Raw genomic sequence first — 12,974 nt, 5'->3', positions numbered from 1 at the left:
TTATATAAAATTTTATTCAAATTAATAGAAAAGCTCTCTTTTAAAATTTATCCACAAGTTTGCTAGAAAACCCCTCTGTTTTTTAAACAGGGGGTTTTTCAGCAAACTGAAAAGAGCCTTTATAGGCTCTTTTTCTCATTTTACTTAACAATAATATAAATCTTAAATTTTATTTTAAGTTTGAGCATTAAAAATTTATATTGCATCTTAAAGGCATCTCAACTAAGCATTTTTAAAGATATAAAAAGATATAATTTTTATAACCAAAAAGGCAAAGTAGATAAATCTACTTTGCCTTTTGGTGCTAACTCATAAACCATAAAATAATAAAAGAAATAAATTCGCTTAATATTTGTTGGTCTACGTAGAATTTAAAATTAAAATTAAAAAAACTTATGTTTATCTTCACTGGACTTCTCCTTCTTAAATGTAATAAAATACTCTACTACTTGAAGTTGAATATCCACCTTAAACAAGATAATATTTTCATTTCCACCTTAAAATCTCAATGTTCCGTAAGCAACCACTTACTCTCCCACACAGTCGCCCATGCAGTACCATCAGCCACCTAAGTCTTAACCTTCGTGTTCGGCATGGGTACGGGTGTTTAACCCTTAGACGCATCATTACTAGCTTCACAAAAACTTACATAAGTAGCAATTCTGTAAGCATAAATTATTATACTCTACTTTTTTAGTAGTGTACAAGCACTTTTTATTAATTCCGTAACATATAGAGAATTGATATCATTTCCACAGCATAAAACTGATATTTAAAATAAATATAAATACAGTTACAGCAACTTTAACCGTTTGTTAAATGATAGATACTTTCCTCCCAGCCTAATACTTAAACTTCTGACCTATTTATCTTCAACCAATCTTGTACATACCTTGATGATTCATCAATATCATACAGATTTTTTGCAAAAGTTGAACTTAATACACCCCTCTTATCAAAAATATATTGTTTTTCATAATCAAATAGAAAATTTAATTCCAAGCCCATCTTTTCCCCTAATAATTTTCTAGTAATATTTTTATAATCTATTGCAAAGTTATTTACAAAATTTGAAAAAAGCTTAATATTTTTTTCATAGTTTTCTGGTTTAAATAATTCGGTATCACAATAAAATCCCACAATTTCTGGTTCTCTATAAACAACATTAATATTGTCTATTGAAAGGAACGGTATACCAATATTATTTGTAAAAGTACCAACTTTTAGTGGAAAGTTAGGGTCTAATTTTTGAGGTAAATTAGGTAATATACTCTGTATTAATTCCTGTGCTTCGCTTGCAGTTAACTTCCTTAATCCTTCAATATGACCTTCTACATATAATGGAGCTTTAATAGTTTCTATGCTTTCAATCTTAGAAATTTCCTCAATTCCACACTCACTATCTAATAAAGAAAGACATATAAAATTAGTATTTTCATTATAAGGTCTAAAAAAATTCGAGCAAATTTCTCTTATTGTATTATCAAAGATACCATTTAAAGAGCTTATCAATTCTTTTGGAATTTTTATTACTCTGCACCTTAAATCAACTTCTCTATTTATAAACTTTTCTTGTTTAGTTATATCATACAAAACTATTATTGGTTTACTAAATTTATCTACAATTAATGGTTTTTCTTTCAATTCATCTTGATTTCTGTTTGAATCGTGGATAAACCCCTTAAATCTGCTATCATAAATGAATGCACAGGCTATGCCATTACATGGTGGTATTTTCTGTACGGGGGGTTGAAATACTTTAGAGGTCATTTCCATTGAACATTGAACAACCCTTCTACCTGCTCTATAAATCTCCTTCTCTTCGCCTTTAGCACAGTTACTGAACATGCCATTTACATGTGTATATGGTTTAAACACTTGTCCATACCGCAATAATATTCCAGAAGTTTTAATTATACTACCGACTTTAATATTTTCATTGTCAATTTCATTAAATATTTCATCAATATCATAATATTGTCTCTGTATTAGACCTTTTACGTAATTAGATGTAATGTTAACAAATTTTCCCCCAAAAGTCATTGAAAGATTTATCGCACCATACGCTTTAACGTAAGGTTCGACAGTTTTAACAAAATCATTAAACATATCTTGATTCATAAAACCACACCTTCTTAAAATGATTATTTTGAAACTTTCCCTTAATTATTTATGTAACCGACAATAAAATTTCATTACTGGTATCACTGAACCACTATTGTTATAACCCATACTAGGAACTATTACTAAACAAAAACCAAATAGCTCACCACTTAATTATACATTTATTTCCAATCACTATCAATATAGTGCTATGCCTTAACCAATCATACACTTACCTCCAACCAGAGATGTACTCACCAGCTTTACTAAAAAGACCCCTTTATAGATTTAATTTCACCTCTTCCAACTAAAACTAGGTGAAGCTTGCTTTTTCATAGTTTTATTCCTATCTTTTTTACTTTTTAAAAGATTAAAAGACTGGTTGAGGATGTACACACATACTCCTACTCGATGTAAACGGTAAATGGGTTTTTAATATACCCCCTCTCCTCTAATTTAGCCCAAACAAAAAGAGCCTTAAATTACTGGCTCTTCTTCTCATTATTTGCAATCTCAATGAATTTTGATACTATAATGGCTATAACTATTGCCCCATAAAAATATCCAATTAGCATTTCAGAAGCTGCGATAAATTTCGTAATGCTACAAGTAGGATAGATATCTCCATAGCCAGTTGTTGTAATGGTAGTAATGCTATAATACATGGTATCTACTAATGTCAAAGCATCTTTACTGAATAAGTTATTAAAAATACCATATAAATTCGCATATGAAGTTACTATTACAAAAAATGATTCAACCAGGTACAATGATATAAAGTAGAAATTAGTCTTATTTGAATTAATTAGCCATTTAACTGTTCGGACAATATTAAGTATTGTAAAAATTAAGAAAAACAATGTATAATATATCGGAACTTTATCCATTAAATATTTAATTGAAACAAACAAAATCATTAACATAATAATATGATATTGAAAATAACTTAATAAATGGTTCTTTCTTTCTCTAAAGTAAAAAAATAAAACTGCGTGTACAATAGAAATCACTATAATAACTATCAATAATATATTTTTCATAAGTATCCCCACCCCATATCTTCATATATTTTCTGCATTAGTGCTGAAGTTATAACTTATTAGTTTTTATTATGTATTTTGCCGTATAAGTATTTCAATATAAAACTGATATTTTAAATAAACATACTATATGTACATTATACATTTATTACCACAGGGACATCAATTAGAATTGATTATGAAAGAAGTTTATACTATCATCTTATTGAAATTCCTCCTTTATTAAATACTCACCTTATCTCCAACCAGATGTACTCTACCACTCCATAAAAAAGTGAACCTCTTCTAAGTTTTTAATATATCCCCCTATTCCTTTTAACTTAACCCAAAACAAAAAGAGCCTTATTATTGGCTCTTTAAATTAATATTTTTAATCTTACAGAATATCTTGTAACCTTATTTTATATTAAATTTCTTTTTGAGTTTCTCAATTGCATTGATAACCTTTGTTATATCACTAATCCCAGTTACATCTGGTTCAATCATATAATGTGGTGGATTTGTATAAGTTTCTAAATGTTCCTTATATTCCATAAGTACATATATAACAGGTTTATAATTTCCATCCCGCCCCCAACTCACATCTCCACATCTTACAACATATTTAGTTGTTGAACTATGCATTGATTGAACCTTGATTTCATCATAAACTTTTCCATAAACAACACTTTCACTCATTTTAAAACCACCTTTCAATATTCTATATTTACATTATATTACTTGGCTTATCTTTTATAAAATTTGCTATAGCCCAGATTTTCCTATAACGTCATATATGAAAATATAAGTTTATCTACTGCTTTCTCTCTGTAATCTAATATTTCACAGAAATAAAAGCAGGATTGCTCCTGCTTAAATCTTTACAAAACTTTAATATTATAACTTTACCTTTTCACAATATCTCTACATAAAAAATAGATTTTTTTCATTTATATTATACTTAGATTTGCTTCTAAATAAGATATTTCTTTATATAAAAAGAATATAGTTTTGAATAAAAAGTGGTATACGCATACTTATATTTATAAGAAATCTCTAGGATATCCTGTAACTTTCTATAATTTTCCTTATCAAGCAACAGATTTTTTGCATCAATAGAGATTAATTCTTTCTTATTATACAACCTTACTCTTAAATTCTCACATATCTTAATTAATTCATTTACTTTATCATTACATTTCGCATATGTGTCTATGATTTCCTTGGCTTGTTTTTGAAAAATATCTGTTAAACAATCCGTAATTTGTAACTCAACCACAAATTGAATATGCAACTGTTCAAATTTTCTTTCTAAATTTGCTAGATTAGTTTTAATAAAATCATGTCTTTCTTCTGAGAGTTCAAGTTGAGACAAGTAGTATTGCTTAATAAAATCCAAGTATTCATCTATCACAATATCTTGTTCCATAGTAATTTTTTTTATTTTGCTAATAGATTCAGAAAATATAGCTTGTTTGATTATTTCTTTTCTATTATTTTCTCCTTCTTCATTATTCATTTTGATTTGATATTTCATTACTCCGTAGGCAACAAAAGCACTAATTGCACCACCAATTGTACTCCCAAATATATTTCCATAATAACCGACCCATGAGTTAAACTCTCCAATAGGCTTTGGTAGAATTAAAGTAGTTATTTCAATTATAAACTTTACGAAAAATGGAATAATTAAAATAACTACTACTACAACTACTAAAATAAAAATATATGTAGCAGCAATTAAACTTTGTTTATTTCTCATGCTCTTTTTCCTCTTAAAATCTTTCATCTGAGATTACTAACGATTATTAGATAACTATATTATAAACAAAACTCTATAACATCACAGGAAACTCAAATATTAATACTAATTATACATTTACTACTACAACTCTATAAATATAAAACTTATACATAAAAGTCTATTCTATAAACAATGCAGACTTTAGTTAATTCACCTAATATAAAAGAATGCTAGGTAAGTATTAAGTAGTAAAATTCTATAATATAATTATAACTCACCATATCTTTCCCATCTAATTTGAGTACCCATTTTTTCGATTACTTTTCCATAAAAAACACTTATTCCATTAGATTTTATTTTAGAAGCAAAATTTTTTATTACATTTATGTTAGGATTAATTTCTAAAATCGACAGAATTTCTTTACCAGCTGTAGTAAGTAAAAAAATATTAACTGATTTTTGTGGTACATTAGCTTGTATATCATAAAATAAACATAAATCGCCATTAGCAAAGTAATCTTTAATAGGATTTGTTGATGTATTAATTGTTAATGATATACCCTTCTTTATAATACCTATTTCCTCTAATAAAACTATATCCATAAAGTTAATATCAAATTCATTCTTTAAAAACTCTCTATCATCAACAACATAATATTTTGTATTGTTACTATTACTAAGTGCAGCATCTGCAATTTTAGCGATTAATTCAGCTTCTTTCTTTGATAAATTTCTTATTAGTTCTAATGTTCTTAATGAATAAGAATTAGGCTTCTTTACTTCACCTGCAAGTATCTTACCCCAAATAAGCTGCATTTCTTCTGATGTAATATCTTCTGAAATCGAAAAAAATCTTGAAATCCAATCTTCATCAATTTTCTCACTCGAAACAAATTCAGCTTCTTTTAATTCATTTGCAGCATTATTGATTATATTCTCGATATTAGCTTGTCTTTTTTCTTGTTGAGAAATTAATCTATCGATTGTTCTTTCAGTTATGTTAGAATTTTCATTGTTATTATTAACTGTATTCATAACTAACTTACCATCTTCGTAAGATATTTTTTCTAAACTAAGATTACCTATACTTAATGCTTCAGCTATGGTTTTAATTTCAATTGCTTTAGCTTCAGCATTTTTCTTAATTGCATGTGGCTCGTAAATTTTACCAAAGCCTAATGATACAACTTCTATTAATTTTTTTAAAGGTTCCCCTATACCTGCTAAATCTTTAATATCCATATAAACCTCTCCCCTCCCAATTTTTCATGATAATCTACATATAAAATTTTATTTAAAAAGCAAATAATAAATTTATCTACTAATTATATTATATAGAGATAATTTGGTAAATAGCGGTTAAAACAAATAGGTAATATAGGGAAATTATACTATATTAAATCAGTTTGTTTTATTTTTATATTGGTTCTTAATAAATTATAGTATAGAATTAACCAACTAACCACATGAAGGATATACATTAATTAGAATATGCTCTAGGAGAAGCTTGCTACATCATATTATTGAAATTCCTCTTTTATCAAATTGTTATCTTACATCAGAGCAAAGAAAAAACTAGACTTATTTGCCTAGTTTCTTATTTGTTCTATTTCTATATATCTTTTTAATGTTGCCGTTGATATTGATATATTGATAATTTTAGCATCTAACTGAAATAATAATAATTTACGAAATACACTGTAATAACCCAAATTAATTTATTTTACACGCCTGCCGCAACATATACAACTTTATTTACTATACTGATATAACAAATTTCAAACTGAAATGTAAAATAATATTATTCAAGATAGTGAACGAGAATTCATATTTTCCAAAAAACAACAAATACTGTTTATTATATAAGTATTTAGAGGAGGTAACTTATGTATAAGCCTAAATTTTTTTCAACTCAAAAAAAGTGTCAATATATTCTTGAAAATATTCTTAATACTGAGTTTAATGCAAGTAGGCATGATTTAGGATATTATGCTGAGGGGCAAGACCTTGAACTTGATGGAATTAGCGATAGTTTAAGGATTGCCTTTGAGTATCAAGGAGGACAGCATAATGAATACACTCCACGCTTTCATCATAGTTATAAAGATTTTTTAAAACAAAAAGCAAAAGATAATTTTAAAATCAAGTTATGCGATAAAAAAAAGATTAAACTTGTCTCAATATTTACACATGATGCTACATCAGACAATGACCTAATTCAAAATATATTAAAAAAGCTAGAAGCATTGGGTATAAATAAAGAGTTAATGAATTATAATGTTTCTCTAGATGTTTATTATGCACATGAATATCCATCATTATACAAATTTGAGGATATAGTTAAAAATAATGGCGGCAAAATTATAGATGTAATTAGTGACAAAGATAATCATCACTGTGCTACAATCTAATGTGAATTATGTCATAGATTTTCATCAAGAATTAGTAGTGTTGAAAGAACTTATACGTGGTGTAATGAATGTAAAAATATTAACCCTCGTAAGTTAACCCCAGCACTTCAACAATATATGATAATATTTAAAGCCAAGGAAAGAGGAGGAAAATGTGAAATTATAGAAGAGGAATACTTTCACCATAAAAGCAGAACAACTAAAGTTAGTCATCAAGCGATTTTTGTTTGTAATCAAAATCATCCTCCATTCCAACTGAATAAGACCCAGTTTATCAGTGGAGAATGGTGTCCTACTTGTTTCAACCCTATATTAGAAATAATTAAATCTAAAGGTGGAAGATGCTCTGGAAATCATACAGTTTATAAACCAACTGGTATTACTATATCTTGTGGCAACAAACCTTCTCATCGTTTTAATTTAACTGTAGAACAACTTATTAAGGGGGAATGGTGTCCCAAATGTCAGTAACTTATTACAGTTATACAATTCACTTTTTTATAGTTTGAGTAGAATAATAGGAGTAGACGTACTCCCTCCATTCCTAAATAAGAAAACATGCTCTTAGTTTTTAATATACCCCCTTACATGCAAAAAGAAGAGGTGTATTTTACCTCTTCTTCTCATTTTACTAGCTATTCTATTTCCTTATTCTTAATCCTTACTTTCCTTTAATTTTCTCAGTTTATCTTTAAGTTTATTATTTTCATCTTGTAAGACTTTTTCTTCTTTCTTAAGATTATTTTCTTTTTTGCTTAATCCTAATAATACTACTATATTCTGAATCAATTTTATAGTATCTTTAAGCACCACTAAAATAATAACTACAAATAGACTTATTATACTAAATCGTGTACTTTCATCCCCACTGCATATTAACTTTACTGAATAAACTAAAAATAGTAAAACTGCAATTATTGCCATCATTACTATCGTTATTATAACATTAGTTATTATGGTTTCCCTACTACTAATGTTATCTTCTGCAGATAGATTAATATTTCCTATTAATCTGATAACAAATAGAAACATAAATAAAAGACTACTAAAGACTAAAATTAATAAAATAGACCAACCTAACTTTATACTGCTAAATAATTCATTATTATACAAAAATATGAAGGTAAAGCTGGGACTTATAAACAGTATACATAATAGAATTATTTCCAAAATTAATCCTATATTCTTATATCCTTTATCACTGAACAAAGAAATAATAGCTTTAACCCAATCCACAATATTAACCTCCCAGGATGCTCCTAGTAAATATTATGAATCTATTGAATTGTATATTCTTAAATAGAATTTTTCACTTAAAATATTTTTTATTATTTTTTATGTAACCTCTTTAATTCTGACATTCTTCTTTTCAATTCTTCATTTTCTAACGTAAGTTTTTCTATATTACTTTCCCTAAGTTTAATGCTCTCTTCTTTTTTTATCATTGCATTTTTAAATTTCATCATTGGTATGTTTAATATATTATTTAAACGCTCTAAAATATTTTCAAAATGTTTTTCAGAATTATTATTTTCCATTGTAATACCACCTTTTTAAAATGTATTATACAAGCAAATGCTATTTAAGTTCTTAGTATTTATATTTCACCTTTTTATCCATTTTATACAAATTACCAATCCTCCTTTATATAAATAATACTATTTCCTATAATAAAAAGAAGGTATGTTATTTACCTTCCCTACATATGTTTATATAATGTACTTCTTCCAATACCTAACATCTTTGAAAATTGAGTTGCTGATATATTTCCGTATGCTCCACTTTTAAATTTTGCATATTCTTTAATAAAGTCTTTTGATAGCTTTACTGATGGTCTTCCTAATCTTTTTCCTTTTGCTCTCGCAACTGCTAATCCTTGATTTATACGTTGAACAGTTTTTTCCCTTTCCTGTTGTGCCATATAACTTTTAAGAGTTATTACTAAATCAATTATCATATCATACATACTATCATTATTTTTATATTTAGTTGCGTCTGTAACCTTTTCCCATTCATTCATATATGGTATATCTAAACTTACAACTTTAATCCCTTTGCTCTTCAAATCTTTAAGTTCTGCTATTACATCATCTGCATTTCTCCCTAATCTATCTAAATCAGTAATAATTAATATATCATTTACTCTTAAAGTTTTATTTTTCAAATCCTTATATACTTCTCTATTTTCTGCCTTTACCGTATCACTTACTCGCTCCTCTTTTATTTCATTAAATTTGAAATTATTCTCTTTTGCATAATTCTCTAGTGCTAGTCTTTGTCTTTGTGTTGTTTGTGTATCTTTAGTTGTACTTATTCTCATATACCCAAATATCATTATTGATGCAAATAATAACAGTTAGCACCTGTCTTAAAGTATTCTTTCTTTTTATTATGACCCACATAAGTCCAAGTATACTTTTCAAGTTCATCCTTTATTTTCTCGTTATAAGTAACTCTTGCAACTTTATCTGGTCTATTACTTGCATAAACCCAAATTTCATTTAAATTCTCTTTCACTTCTATAATATTTCTCATATTTTTAAAGAGATATATGCATCATTAATCACAATTGTGACCTAGTTTAAAAAAGCTGGCCATGGAGCTCAATGTATGCATTGACTATAATAATACTGACAAGAACTCAGCGCGTAATCTTATTAATGAGTTAAATGAGAAAAAGAAGTTTAGGATGGCACCGATGACTAAGTAAGAAAGAGGGGCATCCCTCTTTCTTAAGTTCTAAAAATATATTCTCTCCTATAATTAGTCATAAACCACTTATATTTAAGAAATAGCACCCTTAAATCCTAGACTTATATAAAGAAGAAATGAAATACCTATGATTCCTAATTATGGCATGTTATTTTACATATAAGCTTTTTTGTTTTTATAAGTTCGTTTAAATATTATATTAAATTTCTTTATTTTATCCTAAGTAGCAGTTTCTTTAAATAAAAAAAAGCCTATACCTTTACGATATAAGCTCACTAAACAATCATAATATTATTGGTGGCATTTCAAATCCTAACTCACCTATTTTAGTGATACGATTAAAGAAAAACTCACTTATCATTGATTGTGGACATTCATGCACTCTATTATACTTGCTTAATTGCCATTTCTCAATTATTGCTCTTTCTCCATATCTTTGACAATTTCCAACAACTGAATTTGCAGCTTGTTTTCTACTTATATCTGTTTCTTGATAATATTTTGTAGCATTAGCAATGCTTCTATAAATAATTCCATATATTTGACATACAGAGAAATTCTGTAATAAATCTTTAAAAATTGCAATTGTTTTTTCTCCAGCATTAAATTCAAACTTTACTTTATCCATTTGATAGTTAAGGTATTCTAAACATTCTTCTAAAGAAATATCTTGCCATATTTTTAGTGCCTCATTCTTATCTTCTTCATTTATTTCACTTGGATTAATTAAAATTGCTAATTCCTTTTCATAATTTTCTTCAAAATCAATATTTAGCACATAACTGACCTTATTAATATAATATACATGTGGAAACTCTATCTCATCCGATGAATCTGGAAATGCCTCTATTTTAGAATCAGGACTTACAAGTATTATATTTTTATAAATCAATGCTCTTAAAATCTCTTTAGTATATCCTAATGTTGGTGCTAAAGTTCTTTCAACATATTCTAAAGGTTTTATTTTTTTCATATCTTCAGTTAAAGCAATTCTTAGTAATGCCCCTAAATAAACCTTATCTCTAAGCGTTAATTCATTTATTTTAACTGGTTTATATTTATTCAAATTATAAGTTTCATTTATTAATACTCTTTTTCTTTGAGCTATCTTTTTTTGTTCTTCTTCTTTTTTTAATTCTGCTATTCTTTTTTTCTCTTGGCAATGTGTACAATTACAAAACATACTATCTTCATGTCCACAATTTATACAATATGCATTATTAGTATTAAAACTATATGATGATTTCGAAGGTCTTTTTATTAACAAAGGATTCGCACAATAAGGACATAACTTTTCATCGCATACAGTTGGTGGAAAAAGGGTATATAGTTTAGATGGATTTATATCTATTTTATACTCTTCAACTAAATCTTTAGCTTTATTATTATTATAATATCTATTCATTAAAGTATTAACTTCTTGCTCTGTTAGGTGAGCTAACTTTTCATTTAATTTAACTTCAGCTTTAATATCATCCATTACATCAACCTCTTATCATAATATAATTAATTAATATTATAACAAAACTAATTATTTGAACCAACTATTAGAAACAACAATCTTCTAATATAAAATTTAAAACTTTTAACTCCTCAAGTAAGCTATATAACCCAATACAAACCATATGGATCATCACCATATTTACCATTTTTATTGTTTAATCCTTAACTTGAATGTTATCTGAATTAAATACAGCATACCTATTTTCAATATCTGGTTCAAGTACCCTAATTAGTTCATATTTTTGATCTTTACTATGTTTATAACTTCAATAATAACAAATATTTTTCCTTTCTATAACGCCTGAAGATGAATTTGATGAAAATGGTTTTAATAAAGTGATTAGTGGTACTCCCTTAGCAAGTTTTAATTTTAGTGAAAATAATGCTCCTTATTTTATAATTCAATTTTACACTATTAAGAAAGCTCCAGAATTAATCCAGAGCTATTTTTATTGTCTTGAATTGAATTTATTACATGCAGTAAATTTCCTATTTTTATAATCCCACTTTTTAAATATTCAATTTGGTATTCCTTAAAGCTTGACATTTGCTATACTCTCTTATTGTTATTAGTCCCATATCAAGAGTTTTTCTATAAAGGATTATGATCAGTATTTCTTTAGGAATAATCTGTGAATCTGTTTTTCTTTTCTTAGTTATACACAATTACATAACTATTGATTTTTAATAACTGTTCCTCATTTACAATAAACTTACTTAAGATAACAGTGTACAAAACTATACTGAATATAGCACCTAAGAATATACTTATTCTAATTACTGATTATATATATGATAAGATACATATGTTGAGTATTAAGTAGAAGGTCTGTTTCAAGCTAAACAGATCTTTTAAAGCAATATAATAAAAAAATTTAATATTTTTTTAAATTTTTGCAACCTTTTCCCTATTTTTTACGTCTAATATATGAAGGCATTTTTAGAAGGAGGTAAAAGATGATTAGTGAAATACAGATTAAAAAAGCAATAAAAGGTGATAAGGAGGCATTCTATGCAATAATCGAGCCTATTCAAGAAAAGTTATATAAAACAGCATTCGTTTATGTACATAATGAACAGGATGCATTAGATTGTGTATATGAAACGATATATAAAGCATTTGTTTCTATAAAAGAACTTAAATCACCTACTTATTTTTACACATGGATAATAAAAGTTCTTATAAATACTTGTATGGATAAACATAGACAAGATAAAAAAATAGAACTAACAAACGAAAACTTACTGAAAAAAATTACAAATGCTAATGATTTAGAAACTAACACCTATGAAAACATTGATTTAATGAATGCAATTAAATCATTAGATAAAATACAGAGGGACATGCTTATATTAAGATACTTTGAGAATATGTCACTTAAAGAAATATCTGAAGAAAAAAATATGCCTTTAGGTACAGTAAAAAGCCACATAAGCAGAGGGATAACTTCATTAAGAAATATTTTAAGATGGGAGTGTTAA

Annotated in this window: 13 protein-coding genes and 1 rRNA gene; 3 read left to right on the top strand and 11 right to left on the bottom strand. The window is 26.8% G+C overall.

The window, feature by feature from the left end; all coding sequences use genetic code 11:
- Positions 1–514: 514 nt before the first annotated feature.
- The 6 genes from rrf to CPJCM30710_RS09865 form a co-directional block, all read right to left on the bottom strand.
- Positions 515–634, bottom strand: a 5S ribosomal RNA gene (gene rrf, locus CPJCM30710_RS09890).
- A gap of 215 nt (positions 635–849) precedes the next feature.
- A complete protein-coding gene (locus CPJCM30710_RS09885; protein WP_212904015.1) occupies positions 850–2,121 on the bottom strand; it encodes a hypothetical protein in 1,272 nt (423 codons plus the stop codon).
- Between the two features lie 464 nt (positions 2,122–2,585).
- The gene (locus tag CPJCM30710_RS09880; RefSeq protein ID WP_212904014.1) at positions 2,586–3,143 is read right to left on the bottom strand and encodes an ion channel; all 558 of its coding nucleotides are present in this window, start codon (positions 3,141–3,143) and stop codon (positions 2,586–2,588) included.
- Between the two features lie 396 nt (positions 3,144–3,539).
- The gene (locus tag CPJCM30710_RS09875; protein WP_212904013.1) at positions 3,540–3,821 is read right to left on the bottom strand and encodes a hypothetical protein; all 282 of its coding nucleotides are present in this window, start codon (positions 3,819–3,821) and stop codon (positions 3,540–3,542) included.
- 274 nt (positions 3,822–4,095) lie between these two features.
- Entirely contained in the window at positions 4,096–4,884 is a 789-nt protein-coding gene (locus CPJCM30710_RS09870; RefSeq protein ID WP_212904012.1) for a hypothetical protein, read from the bottom strand.
- Positions 4,885–5,133: 249 nt separating this feature from the next.
- Positions 5,134–6,108 carry a DUF2806 domain-containing protein gene (locus CPJCM30710_RS09865; RefSeq protein WP_212904011.1) on the bottom strand — a complete coding sequence of 325 codons (975 nt, stop codon included), beginning with the start codon at positions 6,106–6,108 and terminating at the stop codon, positions 5,134–5,136.
- 644 nt (positions 6,109–6,752) lie between these two features.
- Here CPJCM30710_RS09865 and CPJCM30710_RS09860 point away from each other — a divergent pair.
- Both CPJCM30710_RS09860 and CPJCM30710_RS09855 read left to right on the top strand, forming a co-directional pair.
- Positions 6,753–7,277 carry a hypothetical protein gene (locus tag CPJCM30710_RS09860; RefSeq protein ID WP_212904010.1) on the top strand — a complete coding sequence of 175 codons (525 nt, stop codon included), beginning with the start codon at positions 6,753–6,755 and terminating at the stop codon, positions 7,275–7,277.
- A gap of 117 nt (positions 7,278–7,394) precedes the next feature.
- A complete protein-coding gene (locus CPJCM30710_RS09855; RefSeq protein WP_212904009.1) occupies positions 7,395–7,748 on the top strand; it encodes a hypothetical protein in 354 nt (117 codons plus the stop codon).
- A 183-nt stretch (positions 7,749–7,931) separates the two neighbouring features.
- Here the strand turns inward: CPJCM30710_RS09855 and CPJCM30710_RS09850 are convergent, their stop codons facing one another.
- The 5 genes from CPJCM30710_RS09850 to CPJCM30710_RS09830 all read right to left on the bottom strand — a co-directional run bounded on the left by CPJCM30710_RS09850 (position 7,932) and on the right by CPJCM30710_RS09830 (position 11,469).
- Positions 7,932–8,513 (bottom strand): hypothetical protein, encoded by a 582-nt coding sequence (locus CPJCM30710_RS09850; protein ID WP_212904008.1) that lies wholly within the window; start codon positions 8,511–8,513, stop codon positions 7,932–7,934.
- A gap of 92 nt (positions 8,514–8,605) precedes the next feature.
- A complete protein-coding gene (locus CPJCM30710_RS09845) occupies positions 8,606–8,815 on the bottom strand; it encodes a hypothetical protein (RefSeq protein ID WP_212904007.1) in 210 nt (69 codons plus the stop codon).
- A 161-nt stretch (positions 8,816–8,976) separates the two neighbouring features.
- Entirely contained in the window at positions 8,977–9,612 is a 636-nt protein-coding gene (locus CPJCM30710_RS09840; RefSeq protein ID WP_212904006.1) for a recombinase family protein, read from the bottom strand.
- Positions 9,612–9,794 carry a hypothetical protein gene (locus CPJCM30710_RS09835; protein WP_212904005.1) on the bottom strand — a complete coding sequence of 61 codons (183 nt, stop codon included), beginning with the start codon at positions 9,792–9,794 and terminating at the stop codon, positions 9,612–9,614. Before CPJCM30710_RS09835 ends, CPJCM30710_RS09840 begins: the two co-directional genes overlap by 1 nt.
- Before the next feature lie 478 nt (positions 9,795–10,272).
- Positions 10,273–11,469, bottom strand: a complete 1,197-nt coding sequence (locus CPJCM30710_RS09830) for a hypothetical protein (RefSeq protein WP_212904004.1) — start codon at positions 11,467–11,469, stop codon at positions 10,273–10,275.
- 980 nt (positions 11,470–12,449) lie between these two features.
- On the opposite strand from CPJCM30710_RS09830, the gene CPJCM30710_RS09825 reads away from it, so the two are divergent.
- Positions 12,450–12,974: a sigma-70 family RNA polymerase sigma factor gene (locus CPJCM30710_RS09825; protein ID WP_212904003.1), complete on the top strand. Its 525-nt coding sequence runs from the start codon at positions 12,450–12,452 to the stop codon at positions 12,972–12,974.

The organism is Clostridium polyendosporum, from assembly GCF_018332455.1.
GTDB lineage: Bacteria > Bacillota > Clostridia > Clostridiales > Clostridiaceae > Clostridium_AY > Clostridium_AY polyendosporum.
This window is presented reverse-complemented; position numbering and strand designations above follow the sequence as displayed.

Bases quoted from the DNA above. Each gene is read 5' to 3' on its own strand.
- CPJCM30710_RS09885 (WP_212904015.1), bottom strand. From the start codon at position 2,121: ATGAATCAAGATATGTTTAATGATTTTGTTAAAACTGTCGAACCTTAC.
- CPJCM30710_RS09880 (WP_212904014.1), bottom strand. From the start codon at position 3,143: ATGAAAAATATATTATTGATAGTTATTATAGTGATTTCTATTGTACAC.
- CPJCM30710_RS09875 (WP_212904013.1), bottom strand. From the start codon at position 3,821: ATGAGTGAAAGTGTTGTTTATGGAAAAGTTTATGATGAAATCAAGGTT.
- CPJCM30710_RS09870 (WP_212904012.1), bottom strand. From the start codon at position 4,884: ATGAGAAATAAACAAAGTTTAATTGCTGCTACATATATTTTTATTTTA.
- CPJCM30710_RS09865 (WP_212904011.1), bottom strand. From the start codon at position 6,108: ATGGATATTAAAGATTTAGCAGGTATAGGGGAACCTTTAAAAAAATTA.
- CPJCM30710_RS09860 (WP_212904010.1), top strand. From the start codon at position 6,753: ATGTATAAGCCTAAATTTTTTTCAACTCAAAAAAAGTGTCAATATATT.
- CPJCM30710_RS09855 (WP_212904009.1), top strand. From the start codon at position 7,395: ATGATAATATTTAAAGCCAAGGAAAGAGGAGGAAAATGTGAAATTATA.
- CPJCM30710_RS09845 (WP_212904007.1), bottom strand. From the start codon at position 8,815: ATGGAAAATAATAATTCTGAAAAACATTTTGAAAATATTTTAGAGCGT.
- CPJCM30710_RS09840 (WP_212904006.1), bottom strand. From the start codon at position 9,612: ATGATATTTGGGTATATGAGAATAAGTACAACTAAAGATACACAAACA.
- CPJCM30710_RS09830 (WP_212904004.1), bottom strand. From the start codon at position 11,469: ATGGATGATATTAAAGCTGAAGTTAAATTAAATGAAAAGTTAGCTCAC.
- CPJCM30710_RS09825 (WP_212904003.1), top strand. From the start codon at position 12,450: ATGATTAGTGAAATACAGATTAAAAAAGCAATAAAAGGTGATAAGGAG.